This window comes from Hyphomicrobium sp. (assembly GCF_003987855.1).
Taxonomy (GTDB): Bacteria; Pseudomonadota; Alphaproteobacteria; order Rhizobiales; family Hyphomicrobiaceae; genus Hyphomicrobium_B.
This window is the reverse complement of the sequence record NZ_RXIZ01000012.1, coordinates 49,805-65,097: the sequence shown is the minus strand read 5'-3', so window position 1 is coordinate 65,097 and position 15,293 is coordinate 49,805. Positions and strand designations below refer to the sequence as shown.

14 protein-coding genes and 1 tRNA gene are annotated in these 15,293 nt (G+C 59.5%); 11 read left to right on the top strand and 4 right to left on the bottom strand.

Features of this window, described 5'->3' with window-relative positions; genetic code table 11:
* Positions 1-41 precede the first annotated feature (41 nt).
* A complete protein-coding gene (locus EKK30_RS10395) occupies positions 42-347 on the top strand; it encodes a hypothetical protein (RefSeq protein WP_290984301.1) in 306 nt (101 codons plus the stop codon).
* 51 nt (positions 348-398) lie between these two features.
* On the opposite strand, the gene EKK30_RS10390 is transcribed toward EKK30_RS10395, so the two are convergent.
* Positions 399-473, bottom strand: a tRNA-Ala gene (locus EKK30_RS10390).
* Between the two features lie 143 nt (positions 474-616).
* Between EKK30_RS10390 and EKK30_RS10385 the strand changes: the two genes are divergently transcribed.
* The 4 genes from EKK30_RS10385 to EKK30_RS10370 all read left to right on the top strand — a co-directional run bounded on the left by EKK30_RS10385 (position 617) and on the right by EKK30_RS10370 (position 4,429).
* The gene (locus EKK30_RS10385; RefSeq protein ID WP_290984298.1) at positions 617-1,894 is read left to right on the top strand and encodes a site-specific integrase; all 1,278 of its coding nucleotides are present in this window, start codon (positions 617-619) and stop codon (positions 1,892-1,894) included.
* A gap of 355 nt (positions 1,895-2,249) precedes the next feature.
* A complete protein-coding gene (locus EKK30_RS10380) occupies positions 2,250-2,954 on the top strand; it encodes a ParA family protein (RefSeq protein WP_290984295.1) in 705 nt (234 codons plus the stop codon).
* Positions 2,951-3,328 carry a hypothetical protein gene (locus tag EKK30_RS10375; RefSeq protein ID WP_290984293.1) on the top strand — a complete coding sequence of 126 codons (378 nt, stop codon included), beginning with the start codon at positions 2,951-2,953 and terminating at the stop codon, positions 3,326-3,328. The genes EKK30_RS10380 and EKK30_RS10375 overlap by 4 nt, the downstream gene beginning before the upstream one ends.
* A 60-nt stretch (positions 3,329-3,388) precedes the next feature.
* Positions 3,389-4,429, top strand: coding sequence for a replication protein RepA (locus EKK30_RS10370; RefSeq protein WP_290984290.1), 1,041 nt, complete (start codon positions 3,389-3,391; stop codon positions 4,427-4,429).
* Positions 4,430-5,014: 585 nt separating this feature from the next.
* Here EKK30_RS10370 and EKK30_RS10365 read toward each other — a convergent pair.
* Complete coding sequence (locus EKK30_RS10365; protein WP_290984287.1) at positions 5,015-5,233, bottom strand: helix-turn-helix domain-containing protein; 219 nt, start codon at positions 5,231-5,233, stop codon at positions 5,015-5,017.
* A gap of 343 nt (positions 5,234-5,576) precedes the next feature.
* Between EKK30_RS10365 and EKK30_RS10360 the strand changes: the two genes are divergently transcribed.
* The 3 genes from EKK30_RS10360 (at position 5,577) to EKK30_RS10350 (ending at position 6,428) form a co-directional block, all read left to right on the top strand.
* Positions 5,577-5,777: a hypothetical protein gene (locus tag EKK30_RS10360; protein ID WP_290984284.1), complete on the top strand. Its 201-nt coding sequence runs from the start codon at positions 5,577-5,579 to the stop codon at positions 5,775-5,777.
* 106 nt (positions 5,778-5,883) lie between these two features.
* Positions 5,884-6,054 carry a hypothetical protein gene (locus EKK30_RS10355; RefSeq protein WP_290984282.1) on the top strand — a complete coding sequence of 57 codons (171 nt, stop codon included), beginning with the start codon at positions 5,884-5,886 and terminating at the stop codon, positions 6,052-6,054.
* Positions 6,051-6,428, top strand: coding sequence for a type II toxin-antitoxin system death-on-curing family toxin (locus EKK30_RS10350; protein WP_290984279.1), 378 nt, complete (start codon positions 6,051-6,053; stop codon positions 6,426-6,428). The genes EKK30_RS10355 and EKK30_RS10350 overlap by 4 nt, the downstream gene beginning before the upstream one ends.
* 4 nt (positions 6,429-6,432) lie before the next feature.
* On the opposite strand, the gene EKK30_RS10345 is transcribed toward EKK30_RS10350, so the two are convergent.
* Together EKK30_RS10345 and EKK30_RS10340 are read right to left on the bottom strand one after the other, a co-directional pair.
* Positions 6,433-7,689: a M48 family metalloprotease gene (locus EKK30_RS10345; RefSeq protein WP_290984277.1), complete on the bottom strand. Its 1,257-nt coding sequence runs from the start codon at positions 7,687-7,689 to the stop codon at positions 6,433-6,435.
* A gap of 8 nt (positions 7,690-7,697) precedes the next feature.
* Entirely contained in the window at positions 7,698-9,428 is a 1,731-nt protein-coding gene (locus tag EKK30_RS10340) for a type IV secretory system conjugative DNA transfer family protein (protein ID WP_290984274.1), read from the bottom strand.
* Between the two features lie 840 nt (positions 9,429-10,268).
* Between EKK30_RS10340 and EKK30_RS10335 the strand changes: the two genes are divergently transcribed.
* The 3 genes from EKK30_RS10335 to hsdR all read left to right on the top strand — a co-directional run bounded on the left by EKK30_RS10335 (position 10,269) and on the right by hsdR (position 15,288).
* Complete coding sequence (locus tag EKK30_RS10335; protein WP_290984272.1) at positions 10,269-11,132, top strand: MobA/MobL family protein; 864 nt, start codon at positions 10,269-10,271, stop codon at positions 11,130-11,132.
* 41 nt (positions 11,133-11,173) lie between these two features.
* The gene (locus EKK30_RS10330) at positions 11,174-11,728 is read left to right on the top strand and encodes a hypothetical protein (protein ID WP_290984269.1); all 555 of its coding nucleotides are present in this window, start codon (positions 11,174-11,176) and stop codon (positions 11,726-11,728) included.
* 392 nt (positions 11,729-12,120) lie between these two features.
* Complete coding sequence (hsdR, locus tag EKK30_RS10325) at positions 12,121-15,288, top strand: type I restriction-modification system endonuclease (RefSeq protein ID WP_290984267.1); 3,168 nt, start codon at positions 12,121-12,123, stop codon at positions 15,286-15,288.
* Positions 15,289-15,293 lie beyond the last annotated feature (5 nt).

The following is a 15,293-nucleotide window of genomic DNA, read 5'->3' as shown; positions in this document are numbered from 1 at the left end:
GATAGATCATAGCTTGGGCATCGGCCAATGCGAGAACTCCCGTGCGTGCGTGCTTCGTGTTCGTCTCCACACTGATCGCCGTTATGCCTCTTGTCGCGCAAGCGGCAGACCCAGAGGTTGTGTGCATAAACCCAAAATACGGGCCGCCCGGCGCCGACGACACTGTCGCCTGCTACTCGGAGGCCGGCTGTGCGCTCGCTCGGTCGTTCGGGGCGGAAGCAATCGCCGACTACGATCCGGCCAGCGCGCCGTTTGCGCTCGCCCGCGGGAAGATCGGCGCCGTCATCACGTCCGATAAGAAGCTGATCGAGACGGCAAAAGCCAACGGCGCAGCGTGCAAACCGTAGCTCTGAGAGTTAGCAGCGGTCCCGTTTAGATCATTGGCCGTTATGATTTCATGGTGGAGCCGAGGGGAATCGAACCCCTGACCTCTGCAGTGCGATTGCATTATCGCGGTCCGCCACGACGACTCCCTATTGCCATTTAGTACCCGGAATCAACGCTTTATGGCGTCAGCAATTCTCCGTATCCGTCCTGAATTCGCCGCAAAATGTTAGCTAGAAGTTAGCTAGCGCACGTTCTTTCCGATTCGGCAGAGGACGGTTCGGGGGCACAGATGGGAAAAGTTGTTCGGGCGAAGGTCACCAAGGCGGCTATCGACCGCTTGGTTGCGGGTCAGACCATCCGTGATGTGGAACTCAAGGGATTTGGCGCTCGCCGCCAGGCGGACGCCGTGAGCTATTTTCTTCTCAAACGCATCAACGGGCGGCTCCGGTGGATGACCATCGGATTGCATGGCTCGCCTTGGACGGCCGAGTCCGCCCGCAAGGAGGCCCACCGCCTGCTCGGCTCGATTGCCAGCGGCGGGGACCCCGCAACACTCAAGCAAGAGCGCCTTGAGAACCCGAGCTTCACCGAAGCCTCAGAACAGTTCATGGCCGACCACGGCGCGAAGCTCAAAGCCGGTAGCCGTGTGAAGTATGAAATCCTGCTGAGGCTTTACCTGCGTCCAGCATTCGGGGTGCGTCGCTTGATGGACATCAAGCGGGCCGACGTTCTTCGCTTCCATTCCAAACTCGCCGACAAGCCTGCCACCGCCAATTACTGTGTTGCCATCCTCTCGAAGATCATGAGCTGGGCCGAGGAATTGGGCTATCGTCCGGAACACAGCAACCCCTGCTTCGCCATCGACAAGTTCCGCGAGAACAAACGCCAGCGCTATCTTTCAAAGGACGAGTTCGCCCGCCTTGGCCTAGTGCTGACCAAGGTGGCTGCCGAGAGCCTCGAAAGTCTCTACGTGGTGGCGGCAATCCGCCTTCTGATGTTTACAGGCGCGCGGGTGGGTGAGATCCTGACCTTGAAGTGGTCGTACGTGGACCTCGAACGCAAGGTTTTGCTGCTGCCGGATTCCAAGACCGGACAGAAATCAATTGCGCTCAACAATGCGTCGGTTGAGCTGCTGACGTCCCTCCCCCGCGTCAAAGGCAACCCCTTCGTGATTGTCGGACGCTATGACCGGAAGTATCTGGTCAATATTCAAAAGCCCTGGCGCCGCATTCGGGCGACGGCAGAGATCGAGGACGTCCGCCTTCATGACCTTCGCCACTCGTTTGCGAGCGCGGCTGCGGCAGCGGGCGGCTCTCTGCCGATGATTGGAAAGCTTCTTGGCCATAAGCATCCGTCCACAACAGCTCGATACGTGCACTTGGTGGAAGACGCCACACAGGCACTGAACCAGAAGACCGGCGAAAACATTGCGTTCGCGATCGATGGGAAAGCGCCCGAACAGCTTGCGCAAGATCCGGCCCTGCTCTCCAGGCTCCGCGACATCCTTCTGCAAGCGGAACAACTGATCGGGGACAGCCGTGAGGAACGGCCAGCGTCAGGAAAGTAGGGCTCGCTAACACGTTTCGGACCACGGAGGGCAATGGACACTTGGACAGGTGTACATCTGCCCACCTGGTCACTTGCACATGTACAGGCGTACGCGTGGACACTTGCACATGTCCACATGTACAGGCGTGCAGTTGCACACCTGAGCTCTTGGACACTTGGACATCAATCCCGCACACCCGGTTTTGAGCCAATATGCAGTTGGACAAGTGAACACCTGTGCTCTTGTGCACTTGTCGAGGTGTACACTTGGACAGATGTACAGTCGTGCATTTTGCAACACCCCCCTCAGTTAGATGCCCACGTTCTGACCGCATTGCGTTGACGGACGCACGCCTTCTTCACACGATGCGTGCATGACCACTCACACACCGCCGACCATCATTGCCTTCGCGTCACCTAAAGGAGGCGTTGGCAAGTCGACGTCATGCCTCTGCCTGGCGGGCGCTCTCGCGTCACTCGGCCACCGGGTGCAGGTCGTGGACTTCGACCAGACGCAGACGCTCTGGCGATGGTACTCCTCCAATGCCGCCGCGCGCGCGAACCCGCGCTTGACGGTCGAGCAGGGGCCCCACGGCGACATTTCTGGGTTCGTGCAGGATATCTACTACAAGCGCGATGGTTTCGTGCTCATCGACCTCGCCGGCACCTTGACCAACCAGATGCTGCATCTCGCGGCATTCGCCAACCTCACCATCACGCCTTCGAAGTTGAGCGAGCCCGACATCTTGGAAGCGAACAAGCTGGCGGTGCAGTTGCAAGAGATCGCCACGCGCATCCACAAACCCATTGCCCACCGCATCCTGCTCAACGAAGTGCCGTTCATTCTTGCTGGCTCGCAGGCGTACATGCTCGAGCAGATCGACGCGAACAACATCGCGCGTTTCGAAACCTTGATGCACTACCGCCCGGTTTACGCGGAATCCTTCCTCACCGGCACGCCGCCGCATTTCGGCGATGCCAACCGGGGTCCCATCGCGAAGGCGGTGCAAGAACTCGACGGCATCGTGATGGAAGTCATGACGGCGATCGCTCAATCCCAACAGAAAGCCGCCGCATGACCGCGACGAAGCCCGCCTTCAAGGCCCTCGACTTCCAAAAGCTCCAGTCGGTGGTTGAGGAATACGCTGCCGAGAAAAATGTACCGGCCCTGGCGTTTCCTGCGGAAGCTTCCGCTGCGACGGTCGCGACAAGCGTTGATCCTGTACCGCTTGAACCCGCCAAAGTTCGCCCGAAGCGCGCCACCAAGACAGCACAGCCGGCGCCGGTGCGACGGCTTGCGGTGGAACTGCCCGATTATCTCTTCACGGCAATTTCGAAGAAGGCCGCAGAGGAGGGAACGACCAAGCGCTACGTCATCCTTGACGCACTCCGCGCCGCCGGGTTCGTGGTCAATGAGATCGATTTCAACGAGGACGGCCGCCGTGTGCAATAGCGCTTGTCCAAGTGGACACTTGTACATCTGCACAGTTGTGGGTGAAGGAGAGGGGGTCGCATGACGCTCAGCCTGGACGCGCAGGTCCGCGATCCGGACCTCCTGCAGCGGATTGCCGAAGCGCCCTCGTTCGTGCGCAGCACCGTAGCGTCGTCCTGCGAACGCGAGCAACAACGCCGAGACAGGCTCGCCTCATTGCCCCACGGCCAACGGCGCCGTGTGCTGACGCATCAACTTCTCCACGAGAAGGACGGAGTGCAGCGCCAGGACCTTCGCCACATCCACAGTGTGCTTGCGATCTGTGCGCTCCCTTACACCCGCCAGCCAATCACCACCCGTACCTGGGAGCGGGAGCAAGGACAGATGAAGCTCATGGTCCAGGCCGGCACACTCGCCGGCAAGAACGGTAAGTGGGAGGACCAGCCGCTTCCTTACGGTTCCCGCGCGCGGCTGATGCTGCTTCACACCTGCAGCGAAGCCCTCCGCCAGAAGTCGCCGGTGATCGAGATTGAGGACAGTCTGACCGGCTTTATCCGCGCAATGGGTTTTGCCGCCACCGGTGGCAAGAACGGCACCATCACCTCGTTCAAGCAGCAGATCAACGCGCTCGCGAGTTGCACCATGCGCATTGGGCTGTGGGACGCCCACGGCTCCAAGACGGTGACCACGCAGCCGTTCACCTCGCTTGAGGTCTTCTTCTCCAAGGACTCCAATCAACGAACGCTGTGGCCATCGACGTTGACGTTCAGCCAGGATTTTTATCAAACGCTGACCAAGCACGCGCTACCGATCAACATGCACGCGGTGAAGGCGTTCTCGAGTTCGCCGCGTAAGCTCGACATCCTGTTCTGGCTTGGCTACCGGCTGAATTCCTTGGAGCGTCCGATGACGATTTCTTGGGATAGCTTGCGGGACCAGTTTGGCGCGGGCTATGGGCGAAGCGACAACTTCCGGCGCGACTTCGCGCAGGAGATCCACCAGATCATGGAAGTGTTCCCGAAACTCCCGGCCAAGGTGTCAGAAGTTGGTTTCACGCTGGCACCGGGGTCGTCGGAGGCCTTGGCCATTCCGGTGAAATCACCCAAGGGTCGAAAGTTATGAGGAAAGATTGCGCATAAACGGTAGGAACGGGCACGCATTCCCTGGCGCATAATCGGTAGGAGGCGACCTCGCGCATTGGCGCGTTTTTGCTGTTTCACCGTTCTGTATGCTACCTACGCATAAACGGTAGGAGGCTCTGCGACCTCCATGTGTTAGGTGAGCTCGGCGTCGTCACGCATAAACAGTAGGGAAGGGCTCGCTGGCAGCGACGCATGATCGGTAGGAAGGCTCCGCCGGGAAATTGGCTGTCGCCAACGCGTTTGCAGACCTTGCGCGCATATCCGGTAGGACAACCGCGCATTATCGGTAGGATCTCGCCCGTGGCCTACGCATAAGCGGTAGGGGTTTCGCGCATAAACGGGAGGCGAGCGGCGCATAATCGGTAGGCTTCTATATAGAACAGAACACTTCAGAACATCCCGAACATTCTTCTTCAGAACACTTCCGGAATTTCAGAAAAGGAATCTTTAAAATTATGTTGGGGTGGTTTGACGGTTCTTACTGAGCTTCTCTATGTGTTTCGTCATATTGGTAGACTGCAACCGCCTATCTCATGCAAATCGCTTTTGAAGAGCCTTTGAGGGGCTAGCGGCGGTATTCGGATGTTGACCCGTAACTCTGCCGGTCAAGCCAGGCCAGCAGCTCGGACTGGCGGTACAGCACGCGTGAGCGCTTTCCAGGACCAGCCTTGATGTAGCGCGGCCCGGTTCCATCGACCCGCATGCGCTCGAGAGTCCGACGCGAGATGCGCATCAGGCCGGCCGCTTCCGACGAGATCAGAAAAACCAGGGCGGGGTCGCTCACCGTTCCTCCAAGCAAATCACCAGCACGATAACTCGTGCAGTCGGTCCCCACAGCAGTTTCACGACAACGACCCAGAACATTCTGCCTAGCGGTCCCTGCGCGAGAAGGCGAGGGGAGGGGACTTTGCTGCGAGGTCGCTCTTTCTGCATCGGATCAGCGCCTATCTCACGGCTCACCGTCGGGCAGAGTGCCCTCCGCGATCACGGCCGCCAAGGGCCGCTGCAGACGGGTCCCATCCCATCTTCGCGCCTACGGTTTCAGCCCGGCAGTCATGCTCTGCGTCGTGCCCAAACAGCCCACGGGCCGCGAGAGGCGCAACCCGAAACCAACGAAAGAAACGACCATGTCGCAAACCGAAAAGACCACCACCCTTTACGCCTATGCCGTGCAGGACGGCCGCAAAGGTCAAAAGTCTTACTGGACGCGCATCGGCCGACTGTTCCCGCACGAAGACGGGAAAGGGCACGACCTGCTGCTCAACGCGCTGCCGGTGAACGGCCGTGTGGTCATCCGCCAGGAAGAACCGCGCGACCAGGCCGAGTAGGACCTAGCACCCGACCCGGCAATCCGGGTCGCGGCGAACGGACCGTCAAAATTCTTTGACGGTCCGTTTTCGTTGGGCCATCCTTGAACGCAAGAAAGCTCTCAACATGAAATCTGCCTCCCGCACGCGCGTCGCCAAGCGCAGCAAAGCCGTAGCCGCTCGCCCGGTTCAGAAGCCCGTTCGGACGCAACAAAGCCTCGACCCTCAATTCCTCGCGGCGGCTAAAGCCAGCCGGAAGAAATTTGGTGCGCTCTTCAAGCGCCTCGCCAAAACATGAAGCGCCGCTTCCTGGCCGTCGAAGAAGTCCTGGCACTCCACCGGGATGTCCTCGATCGCAATGAGTCCGACGCGGTGCTCAATCGGGGAAGTCTGGAATCAGCTGTCGCGCGCCCGGCTGCTTACCATCGCGGTCTGTTGCGGCAAGCAGCGGTGTTGTTCCACGCAATGATTCAGAACCATCCGTTCCTTTCGGGTAATAAGCGAACTGCTTTCAACGCGCTCAATGTCTTCCTCAACCTCAATAAGGTCGAGATCTGGGTGACGAGCAATACGGTCTACTATTGGCTGATGGACGCGCTCGAACACCGAACGTTTAGCGAGCGCGTCATTGAAAGTTGGCTCCGCAGCGTTACCCGACGCCATCGGCCGTAGCCGCTTATCGCGCTCGTGGTAGGCGCCGGATATAGGTCTCCTGCTCCAAGGCGCGAATCCGCGCGTCAAAGGGGGGATGGGTTGAGAACATTTGTGCGATTGATGAAATTCTTCCCCGCGCCATGAAGCGCGCGTGCGTGTTCTCCGCAGAGGTGAGGGGAGGGGCATTCTCCAGCTTTCGCAGTGCAGAGATCATCGCTTGCTTGCCGGCAAGCGAAGCGCCCACCGCGTCAGCGTAAAATTCCCGCTTGCGAGAGTTCGCAAGGATCATGAGTTCGGCCGCCCACGTCAGCGCCCAGCGCGCGCCCTGCTTGGCTTTCTGGAAGACCATGTAAAACACCATGGCGTTCTGGAAGGTCCGCATCATCACCATGCGGCGCATGTCCCCGCTCACGACGTGACCGAGCTCGTGGCCGATGATCGCCGCGACTTCATCGGGCGAGAGCACTTCCAAAAGCGGCAAACCAAACGCGATGGTCGCGTTGTTGCGGTGGGTACCCATCGCGAACGCATTCGAGACATCCATCGTGCCGATCCTAGGCGGCGGAAGCTCGAGGTCGCGGGCAAAGGAAGCGGCGATGACCGCAAGTGGATGGTCCGGAGGCACCGCTTTGAAGTTCATGTCGCGGAGCGTGCTGTTTCCCGCCCAGCCGATGCCGAGCCAGCTCCAAATTGTCGCCCAAGCTGGCACAGAGAAAAAGCTGATGAACATCGTCGCGAAAACGAGGGCACCGACGCCAAAGAACATCGAGATGATCCCGTTCCACACCAGGCCGAACCACGTCAGCGCAACCAGAGCCATCCATGTGCCCATGGTCGATTTGTTCATGGCCCTTCCGTTGAGACGTGCGCGCGTTTTGGGCGCGTCAGTCGATCGCTGAGCGGTCTGAACAGGCGGGGGCGTTGTATGATTGTTGTACGAATTCTCAGGCGCGGTCTGCATGCGCGGAAGGGCAAGTCGCGAGATCCGCGTCCATCGCTCCAATATCCCGATCGGAGGGCGGGGCGGCTCAACACTCCGCTTCTGGCGCTCGGCGACATCAAACTTCTCGATGAGACGGTCCAGCCCCTCAAGCGCGCGGTCGGCATCGGCCCCCATGTAAACGGACCGCAGCTCCTGCGAAAGACCGGTGAACAGCCCGTCGAGCCACCCTTCTTCGATCGCGTCCCGGTAATAGTGCTGATGAAGCGCTTGGAGATAGGGTCTGGCAATTTCTTGGCGGTCCCACTCCGGGGGCGGCTTTATCGTCGTAGCTTCCATATTGGACCTCAGGTGTAGATGGGAACCAGCGTGCGGGAATGGACTCGGGTTGTGTCGGAAGCGACGGTCCGCCAATGGCGGCGCCGCAGAAGCAGCGGAAAGCCGTTTGCCTGTTTCGAAAACATGACGCTGGTCGACGCGTGCGTCTCGCCAGGTCGGCGCTGACCAAGCACCGTGCCGACTTCGAAGGGTGTCAGAAGCTGTTTCGGGGCCAGCATCACCGGATCGCCAAGATTGATGCTCTGGCCGACGTTGCGCCCGTTCGAGAGACCCGACGATTGCAGACTGGTGGAAGAACCGTCGTTGATACCGACGCTTTGCGACCAGCTCAGTTGCGCGTCGCGATACGCGAAGGTTCCCGTGCCGAGGTTTTTGGAGATGAAACTCTTGGTTTTTGCGTCGGATATCGCGCCGAAGAACACCTGATGGTCCGTCTGGGAGAGGAAGACGTTGGCGGCGTCGCCGTAGATGGTCTCGAGCTGCGCCACGTCCTGGACGAAGAACCAGAACCACGCCCCCGACGAGCGCATCTGGGCGACCGCCTCGCGCATGAAGGGCATGTCCCGCAGCGCGGCGAATTCGTCCAGGATGAAAAGAACCGAGGCATCCTTGGCCTCGCGTTGCTCCTCGAGCGCCTCGAAAGCCATGCCAATCATCGCCCTGAGGAAACGGAAGCCGATCGGGGTCTGCTTGAGGGGGACCGTGAGATAGACCGTGACTGGCTCCATGTTCAGGTTGGCGAACAGGAAGTCCGACTTGCCTGTGACTTCGGCAAAGCCTGGATGACCATCGAAGAAGGCCATGTTGGAATTGATTTCGGAGAGGAACGAACTGAGCAGCTTGTGCTCGTAACCGAGGAAGCTCCGGCCCTGGCCGGCGATCGAGCTCACCGGTGACTTCGTCATCCCCATCAGTACATCTTGGAAGTATTCACGGATGCCTGGCTTTTTCTCGCCGACCAGGAGGGGAAGGGTGCAGATGCGCCTGACCTCACCCAGCGTCCGCATGTGTCGGCGGCCCTCGGGGCGGGTGATCTCCACCACCAGCATGATGATAGCGGTGAGCAGGTTGATGGCTTCGTTTTCGAAGAACACCGCATCGCCGCCGCCCGTGCGGACGATGAACATCTCGGCCAGTTGGCGGGCGCGGGTGCCAAGCTCCCTGCCGACATCAAGCTCATCGAGCGGGTTGTAGTGGTCGGTATGCTCGCCTTCGCGTGCGTACGGCGCGAGCCGGAACACCTTGCCGAACTCCGCGCGTCGTTTGTGCGTGGTCTCGTACAGCTCGCCCTTGGGATCCAGCACCACAACCGAACCCGGATAGGTGAGGAGGTTCTCGATGATCTGTGTTGCGCTTTTACCTTGGCCTGTGGCCGCCACGGTGAGGATGTGTCCCGGGTAGGTTGCACGCACATCAAGGCCGGTGTCGCCGTCCTCGTTGATGAGACCGCCGAGGCGAAGGGAGGGTCTCCGCTCTTCCCCGCCGTCGCCACAGAGAGACGCGGCGTCGACCTCGTGGCCCCACCTGGCGGAGCCGTGGATGGGGGGAGGGGACTTGAGCTTGTCGTCCTGCGCGGCGACGATCTCACGGGCCTTGCGGCCCAGCGCGGTCTCATAGGACGGCAGGCCCGTGTTCAACGTGGAATTGATTTCGCGTCCGGTCTGTTTGCGGCGTCGTCTGCCCCTCAACATCGCGATGATGAAAAACCCGATGAGCAGGCCGACCATTACCGCTGGCATTCTCGCTCCGCCTTGCCATTCGAATTGACGACGCAACTCGCGTATACAATCGCGCGGGGGAGAAGCGCGCCGATGAGCGCGCGGGTCTCCCCCTGACCCCCTCTGGCCGCACCACCGTCTTCGAGACGGTTGCGCGTCCTACCTGCCGACGCCGGGGCCATCGCGACGCCCTCTTCTTGCCTCCGCCGTGACTCGCTTCTTGCTTACGCTTCGAAGACGAGTCCCACCTCCGGCCGTGTCCTAAGCGCGTTCTCTACATTTCGTCGGCAGGTCCAGGGCGCACTTATGGGTTTGGGCCTTATCGGCCTCAAACCCGTGCGCCAGAAAGTCGTGGAAGCATTTCTCGAATTGGCGAGGCAACAGACGCCCCATGGAAAAAAGTAGACCGCTTATTCAAATGATCGATCGGCCGGGTCGGCCGCTTGCGATTCGTGTTTTTCATTATGAGCGAAGCTCAAATATTCTGAATCAATTTCCCGATGCCGTTATTCGAAGAGCTGTGAATAAAAGCCGGACGCGGGAGGAAGACCGCCTCCTCAAAGCCGCGCGCTCGCTGTCGAGGCCAGGTTACCGGATTGTCGAGCGTCACGTGATTTACCAACGGGCGCTCAAGATTCAGGCAGAGATCCATGCCAGGAATTTGCGCTCGATAAAGGTGAGACGGTTTCCTCCGCAACAAAACTTTCGGTTGTCGCCCGACCGGTCGGCAACGAGCGTGACCTTCAGTCCTCGCAGTGTCCGCGAGCAGGAGCTCTCACTCACTCAGTTGTATGCACGTGACGTGGGCGCCGCCCCGATAAGCTCGACGCGTTCGTTGTCGTCTCCGTCGCGGGGAAGATGATGGCGATCTACAGTCTAAGACTCTTGCCCATCGGGAAAACCACCCAGCGCCGTCCGTTCACCGCCGGAGCCCATATCCGCTACATCATGCGTCGTGGTGCCGTGACGCATCACATGGCGGCGCGGATGCCTGACACGTCCCGGGAGGCCATTCGCTGGCTTCGTGCCGAAGAGCGCGCGGACCGCAAGAACGCGCGCGTCGCCGACAAGCTCGTGTTGGCGCTGCCACGGGAGTTGGATCCTGATCAGCGCGTGGAGCTGGTTCGGGGGTTTGCCGAGACGTTGACTCAGGGCCGGGCATCCTGGTTCGCGGCTATACACGCCAACGGGAAAGACCGGGATAATCCCCACTGCCATCTGCTCGTAAGGGACCGTGACGTGGCGACCGGGGAACGGGTGGTGATGTTCTCGGCCGGCGCCAAGGAGGTCAAGTTGCGGGCACATCGCGGAAAGAGTCCGCCCACGACGTTGAAGATGATCCGCGAGCTTTGGGCACGCACCGCCAACGAGGCGTTGAGGTGCGCCGGCCGGTCCGAGCGGATTGATCACCGACGGCTGGTTGACCAGGGCGACTATCGGCGGGCGCAGGTGCACGAGGGGCCAAATGTGCGGGCGATGCATCGTCGTGGGGCCCGGCCGGTCTCCAAGGAACGGGTCGTTCGCAATCCCGCGATCCGAAGGAAGGGAATGCCTGCGACGCGGGTGGTCCCTTACGCAGACATTGATCAGGGCTTGTCGCGTGTTGAATACAATGCGTCGCTCAAAGAGTTTCCGGACCTAACCCTCACAGAGATCCTTGCCTTGGAAACGCGTTCCGGGCGGGCTCGGTCCAGTGGTCGCGATGACAGGGGAAGGGGTCGCTGAGCATCTTGGCGAGGTGGGCCATTCCGCATAGGTTGGCCGGTATGGCCGACGATCCCTCACTCAAAGCCATTGTGACCGAGCTTGCCCGCGAGACATCGTCCTACGGTCAAAAGCGCGGGGAGCTTGAGCGTTTGCTCGAGGGGATGGTGCCGGACCCCGCTGACGCGGTGGGTGACCTGATGTCATGGTCCGAGGAATTCGGCCGTGAGCATGCGATTGAGCTCTTTCAGAACGATCTGCACACCTACCCGGCCAATCCCGAAGTCACCGAAGAGCTATGGCCAGAACGTGCGCGGCAGGTGAGTGAAGGCGTGGACGCTCTTCTCGATTCTCAAGATCGCTTGGATGAGCTGACACTCGCGCGCGAGCGTGCCGAGGGGCGGCAAGGGACGGCCGAGCGCGCCTTGAATATACAGGGGGAGGAATTCGAACTCGACGGCGGCTCACGAATACTTCGCGACCGGGAGGGGCACGAAATTGACCTTGGGGTGGAACCTGAGTTGTCGCTGACCCAGGAGCACGCGCGCGATGTGGGGGCGGGGCCTGCGCAGCCTGATCGAGGTGATCACGACAGGACAAGAGAGCGGTCTCGTTAGCTTTCCTGATTTCCAGATTGGAGCTTAATCCCCAAAAGCGTTGGCCAACTTTGTACCGATAATGAAAGGCAGCCTGAGTTGCTGCAATTTACTCAAGTAATTAAACCAATTGATCTCTGTGTTCATTTTGCAAAGCTTGTGTCATCTTCCGATCGATTATGACGGGGATTCATTCGACCAACTTCGGTTTTCTTGCTCCGCACGATAGCCAACTCGTGCGGCTGGCTGCGTTGGCAGAGCGGTATTTTGCAGAAGACCCGTCCACCTCACTCACAAAGCTTCGGCAGTTTTCGGAGCTGCTTGCTAAAAGTGCAGCCGCGCATTTTGGCCTGCTGGTAGCTCCCGAGTAATCACAAGCTGACCTTTTACGCCGTCTCAAATTAGAGGCCGGTTTGCAGCGGGAAGTCCTCGATGTTTTTCATTTTCTTAGAAAGGCCGGTAACACCGCGACCCATGATTACACGGGCACGCACAGCGAGGCTCTGACGGCCCTCAAACTCGCAAGGCAACTGGGAATTTGGTTTTACAAAACTGTTTCACGAAATCTGAATTTCAATGCCGGGCCTTTTCAGCCACCGCCAGATCCCGCCGACGCAACGAAGGCGTTGCACGCCGAGCTCCAGGTTCTACGGGAGGAACGCGATAAGGCACTAACCCGGGCGCAACTGGCCGAAGCTGCGCGTGAAGCCGAGACGCGAACACGCGAGAGTGCCGAGCATAGAGCGGCGCGCGACGCGGACGAACGTGCCATTTGGGAAAAGCTCGCACTCGAAGCGGACAATTCGGCGGCCGCCGTGAAGGCGGAACTCGCCTCCGTGCAGGCGAAGGCCGTCGCTTCACCTCCTGATGAAATCGCGGAACTGATTGACCAAAGCCAGAAAGCCGCCCGCGCCATCTCTCTCGACGAGGCAGACACGCGTCGGCTTGTCGATGCCCAACTTCGCGCGCGTGGCTGGGAAGTCGATACAGAGCGGCTGACGCACGCCTCCGGCGCTCGGCCCGCGAAGGGGCGCAATATGGCCATCGCGGAATGGCCAACTGTTACCGGTCCGGCTGACTACGCGTTGTTTGTGGGAACGACGCTGCTGGCTGTTGTAGAAGCCAAGCGCCAACGGAAGAATGTGTCGGCCGCATTGGGACAGGCGGAACGCTACTCTAAAGGCTTCAAGGCCGCAGAGGGCGTGGCGATGGCTGGAGGGCCATGGGACGAGTTCAAGGTACCATTCCTGTTCGCGACGAACGGTCGGCCGTATCTAAAGCAGATCGAAACGGAGAGCGGCATTTGGTTTAGGGATTCTCGTAAACCTACCAACATTGGAAGGGCACTACCTGATTGGTACACACCGCAAGGATTGAAAGCCGAATTCGACGTCGATCGCGAGGCGGCTGATGAGCGCTTGAAAGCCGAGCCATTCAATTTCGGATTTCCGCTTCGCCCGTATCAGCAAAAGGCGATTGAAGCGCTCGAGAAGGGGATGGCTGAAGGGCGACGCCAGCTGCTCACAGCAATGGCGACAGGCACCGGCAAGACGAAGCTGGCCATCGCGCTCCTCTATCGCCTTTTGGCGGCCAAACGCTTCCGGCGCATCTGTTTCGTCGTTGATCGCAGCGCCCTCGGCAACCAGACCGAAGCAGAATTCACCACCACCAAGGTTGTGAGCGGTAAGGCGTTCGCCGCCATCTATGGCCTCAAAGGCCTCGAGGACGTTTTGCCGGATGCCGAGACCCAGGTTCACATTTGCACCATCCAAGGCTTGGTCAAGCGCGTGCTTTACGCCAGTGACCCCAAAGATGTGCCGTCCATCGACCAATATGATTTGATGCTGGTTGATGAGTGCCATCGCGGATACACCCTCGACCGAGAGCTGTCCGAGCCGGAGCTCGAGTTCCGCAACGAAGACGATTACATTTCGAAATATCGGCGCGTGCTTGAACACTTCGATGCGGTGAGGATCGGACTTACAGCGACGCCGGCTCTCCATACATCCCAGATTTTCGGGGATCCGGTTTTCACCTATTCATATCGAGAAGCTGTGATCGACGGCTATCTGGTAGACCATGAGCCGCCATACCAGATCAAAACCAAGCTCAGCGACAAGGGCATTGTCTTCAACGCCGGGGATCAAGTCGAGCTGTTCAACACCGCCACCGGCGAGATCGACCTCGCCCGCGCGCCCGACGAGCTGAAGTTCGACGTTGAACAATTCAACAAGCAGGTGATCACGCAGGCGTTCAACCAGGTCGTGTGCGAAGAGCTCGTCAAGCACATTGACCCGAGCTTTCCTGGAAAGACGCTGATATTTGCGGCCACAGACGGCCATGCCGACATCGTCGTTGCCGAAATGAAGAAAGCCTATGCCAAGGCGGGCATTCCGATTTCAGACTCGGCGGTTCGGAAAATTACCGGCAGTGTCGACCGTGTGCAGGATCTCATCCGGAATTACCGCAACGACACCAATCCTCGTATCGCCGTGACCGTCGACTTGCTGACCACTGGCATTGACGTCCCGAGCATCACCGACCTGGTGTTCTTGCGGCGGGTGAACAGCCGCATCCTCTATGAGCAGATGCTTGGCCGTGCAACGCGCTTATGTGCGGACCTTTATGGCCCGGGCAGGAGCAAGGAGGTATTCCGCATTTTCGACGCGGTGGACCTTTACAAGAACCTTGAACAGGTCACCTCGATGAAGCCCGTGGTGGTCAATCCTAAGATCACGTTTGCGCAGCTGTTCGAAGAGTTGGTGAAAGCCGGCAAGGCCGAACACCAGGATACGATCTGCAAACAGCTGGCCGTTAAGTTGCGCCGCCGCCTGGGACGGCTTTCCGATGAGTCTCGGCAGAAGTATGAGGCTGAGGCAGGTGAGACACCCGAAAACACTCTCAAACGCCTCCTAGCGGGCCAACCGAGCGAGCTGGCGGGGTGGGTAAAGGGAAAACTGCATCTCGGAAAGATTCTGGATTGGAATCCCGAGAGCGGCGGAACCTTCCTGCCAATTTCAAAGCACGACGACGAAATCACAGAAGTGACCCGTGGGTATGGTGCGGGACAAAGTCGGCCGGAAGACTATTTGGGAAGCTTCGAAGCCTTTGTCCGCGAGAACCTCAACAAGATTGTCGCGCTGAATGTTGTTGTGACGCGGCCGCGTGAGTTGACGCGTCAGCAGTTGAAGGAGCTTCAGCTTGAGTTGGCTAAGAACAACTTCAACGACACCAAGCTCCGCCAGGCGTGGCGACAGGCGAGGAATGAGGACATTGCTGCGTCCATCATCGGATTTGTGCGCCAAGCGGCTCTCAAGGAGCCGTTGCTCCCCTATGATGAGCGGGTGAAGCGCGCCCTTGCCACCATCCTAAAATCCAAACCCTGGACCGATCCGCAGCGGCAGTGGCTGCAGCGAATTGGGGAACAAATGCAAAAGGAGATTGTGGTCGATCGTCAGGCACTAGACGCGGACCCCTTCGCTCAACATGGTGGCTTCAATCGCCTCAACAAGCAGTTTGGCGGTGAGCTCGCGGGAATCCTCTCGCAGATCAATGATGAACTATGGAAGCAGGCGAGTTGAGCCGT